This is a genomic window from Methylobacter sp., from assembly GCF_004322395.1.
Lineage (GTDB): Bacteria > Pseudomonadota > Gammaproteobacteria > Methylococcales > Methylomonadaceae > Methylobacter_A.
In genome coordinates this window covers 1-3,279 of the sequence record NZ_SCTW01000061.1, presented here as the reverse complement: position 1 = coordinate 3,279, position 3,279 = coordinate 1, and the positions used below count along the sequence as shown (strand labels likewise).

Sequence of the window (3,279 nt, the reverse complement as noted above, 5' to 3'; positions counted from 1 at the left end):
TTGTAAAATGTTTCGATCAAGGTATTCGAAATTGGATCTTCAGCCAAGTCCCACATCGGACCGTGACCGCCCGGATAAAAGATCGCGTCGTAATCCTGCGCCTTCACGTCGGACAATTTCGTCGTGCCGGCCAGTACGGCCTGCGCTTTGGGATCTTTCTTAAATCGGCGTGTAAGGTCGGTCTGCCCCTCGGGCGTGTCGCTATTGGGGTCGAGCGGCGGTTCGCCGCCTTTGGGGGAAGCGACCGTAACGCTAGCACCCGCATCAATGAACGTGTAGTAAGGGGCGCAGAATTCTTCCAGCCAGAACCCCGTCTTCCTCCCTGTATTCCCAAGCGTGTCATGAGACGTCAGTACCATCAGAATGTTCATGGTGTTCCTCCTTTGTTCAATCGATTAGGAAACTACAACTGCGATTAAGCCAGAAGCGTGGAGACAGTTTATTGGACGAAGGTAGGGGCGTGCCTCCTGATCAGTCGGCGCGACGAGCGGCGTTGACACATCCGTTTTTCTAAACGCCGCGATAAGCGCGCTAATCCTTTCGCGCAGCACATCGACTGAGCTTGCCATCGGCCAATGCCCCTTTGGCCCGTTCCGCCTAACAAGTAATTATCTAGGTTTGGATACCTTGTATTCATTTCAAGAGTAATTAACAAAAATAACTTTCAAGACTATTTTTTAAACTGGCTAACACGCAAATGCGCATAAAAACAGTTTGCGGATAACATAGAATGTAAGCCGAATGCTGCAATTGGCTGTTGAGGGTCTTCTATAGTTTAAAAGCGCCATTTCATTTCAACCGTTAAAAAAACCATAACAGTTCAAACTAGAAACACAATATGTATAGAAACGTATGACACTAAAAAGCCAATTGTTATTAAATATAGACGCTGAGATTGATTAAACTACACGTCTATGGGACTTTACTATTGTTTGTCAAACACACCCAAACATCAGATTACAATTAAGGTCTGGACTCTGAGACTACTGCCGGAGAAACGGCAGGTTTAGCCATGATTGCTGAAGATAAACAATTATTTATACAATCATTTACATTGTGAGAAAGTCCTTTGCCAAACCTATTACATTGATAAAGACAATGCCCTCATCCGCAGCTGCCGATAATTTCGTTCCGATCATCTTCGTGCGCGACGTTAACAAGACGTATGCCAGCGGTTTCCAAGCGCTCAAAAAAATTAATCTGGAGATAAAACGCGGTGAGATATTCGCCTTGCTCGGACCCAATGGTGCGGGCAAGACGACACTGATTAGCATCATTTGCGGCATCGTCAAGGCTACCTCTGGAACCATCATCGCCGACGGTCACGACACCGTGCGAGACTACCGCGCGGCGCGGGCAACCATCGGGTTGGTGCCGCAGGAACTCTATACGGACTCGTTTGAGTCGGTCTGGGCCACGATCAAATTCAGTCGGGGGCTGTTCGGCAAGGCCCCCAACGCAACCTACCTGGAAAAAGTGCTGCGCAATCTGTCCTTGTGGGACAAGCGCAACGCAAAAATCATGACACTCTCTGGAGGGATGAAACGTCGCGTGCTGATTGCCAAAGCCCTCGCGCATGAACCAACGATATTGTTTCTTGATGAGCCGAGTGCCGGCGTGGATGTGGAGTTACGACACGACATGTGGCGCATGGTGCGCGAACTACGTGAGCAGGGTACCACCATCATTCTGACCACACATTATATTGAAGAAGCCGAAGACATAGCGGACCGCATCGGCGTCATCAGCAAAGGTGAACTGATCGTTGTTGAAGACAAAGATGTGCTAATGCGCAAGCTCGGCAAAAAGCAGCTCACGCTGACTTTGCGACAGACAATGGACAGCATCCCGACCGAGCTAAGCGCTTGGTCGTTGGAGCTCACCGACGATGGACACGCCCTGGTTTATAGCTTCGACAGCCAAAAAGAAGAAACCGGCATTGCCGAGCTATTGCGCACGCTAGGTGAACACAATATCGAATTCAAAGACTTAAGCTCCAGCGAGAGTTCACTGGAGGACATCTTCGTCAGTCTGGTGCATCAGCCCAAGGAGGCACTGGAATGAACATCTATGGCATTCGCGCCATTTACCACTTTGAAATGGCACGCACCTTTCGTACTCTGTGGGAAAGCATCGCCGCACCGGTGCTTACCACCTCGCTGTACTTCATCGTGTTTGGCAAAGCCATCGGTTCGCGTATGGGCGACATTGACGACGTCAGTTATGGCGCCTTCATCATCCCAGGGCTGGTCATGCTGAATTTACTGAACGAAAGCATCTCCAATGCTTCTTTCGGCATTTACATGCCCAAGTGGTCGGGCACTATATATGAGCTGCTATCGGCACCGGTTTCATGGGTCGAAGTGCTGATTGGTTATGTGGGGGCGGCGGCGACCAAGTCGGTGATGTTGGGGCTACTCATTCTGGGCACCGCCCGCATTTTCGTGCCCTACGAGATCGCCCATCCCTTATGGATGATCGCTTTTCTTGTGCTCACTGCTGTTACTTTCAGTCTATTTGGCTTCATTATCGGCCTATGGGCCGATAATTTTCAGAAACTACAGGTGGTGCCGATGTTGATCGTCACCCCGCTCACATTCTTGGGCGGCGCGTTCTATTCGATCACTATGTTGCCTCCATTGTGGCAGAAGATCACCCTGTTCAATCCAGTGGTATATTTGATCAGCGGTTTTCGCTGGTGCTTTTACGGCGTCGCCGATGTGCACATTGGCATGAGTATTGGTATGACGTTTGGCTTTCTTATCATCTGCCTGACTATTGTAGGGTGGGTGTTTAAGACTGGGTACAAGATTAGAAACTGAGGCGCCGAACATGGGCTTAATATCTCAACAGATACCCTATACAAAGCTGAGCGATTACTAAATTGTAAATCAATGCCTCGACCCTGAAGGGTAAGATACCTTTAGCAATTAATTCGGGTCGATGGGTTCGGTATTTGCAGCTAATTCGGGCCGAAAAGAAGGATGTTTGCTGGTCTTAGGGATTATGTTTACAGACCGTTACTGAGAGCTAGCTAATCTACCTCTGGCTGTCATTGTCCATTACGTCCGCTTTCCGTGTAAATGCGGTCATAGGTCCGGCTTCGGTGACCGACCGCACATGGCCGAACTTCGTCATTCGCAAAAGACCGAAATCGACCCAGGCTGTGTAAAAACAAACTGGACTTTTGAGGCTCAGCTTATCTTCTGACTCATTTTTACTAGATTTATTGAAAAAAGGGTTAGCTTGATAAATATTCTTTGCCTGATGGCTGATTTT

At 48.8% G+C, this 3,279-nt stretch carries 4 protein-coding genes; 2 read left to right on the top strand and 2 right to left on the bottom strand.

The window, feature by feature from the left end:
* Positions 1–371 (bottom strand): type 1 glutamine amidotransferase domain-containing protein (locus EPO18_RS09275; RefSeq protein ID WP_292433081.1); only part of this gene is annotated, 371 nt, incomplete at its 3' end.
* Between the two features lie 727 nt (positions 372–1,098).
* On the opposite strand from EPO18_RS09275, the gene EPO18_RS09270 reads away from it, so the two are divergent.
* Complete coding sequence (locus EPO18_RS09270; RefSeq protein ID WP_292433080.1) at positions 1,099–2,064, top strand: ABC transporter ATP-binding protein; 966 nt, start codon at positions 1,099–1,101, stop codon at positions 2,062–2,064.
* Positions 2,061–2,822 (top strand): ABC transporter permease, encoded by a 762-nt coding sequence (locus EPO18_RS09265; RefSeq protein WP_292433079.1) that lies wholly within the window; start codon positions 2,061–2,063, stop codon positions 2,820–2,822. Before EPO18_RS09270 ends, EPO18_RS09265 begins: the two co-directional genes overlap by 4 nt.
* A 217-nt stretch (positions 2,823–3,039) precedes the next feature.
* Here the strand turns inward: EPO18_RS09265 and EPO18_RS09260 are convergent.
* On the bottom strand, positions 3,040–3,279 hold a 240-nt coding region (locus tag EPO18_RS09260), incomplete at its 5' end, for a hypothetical protein (protein ID WP_292433078.1).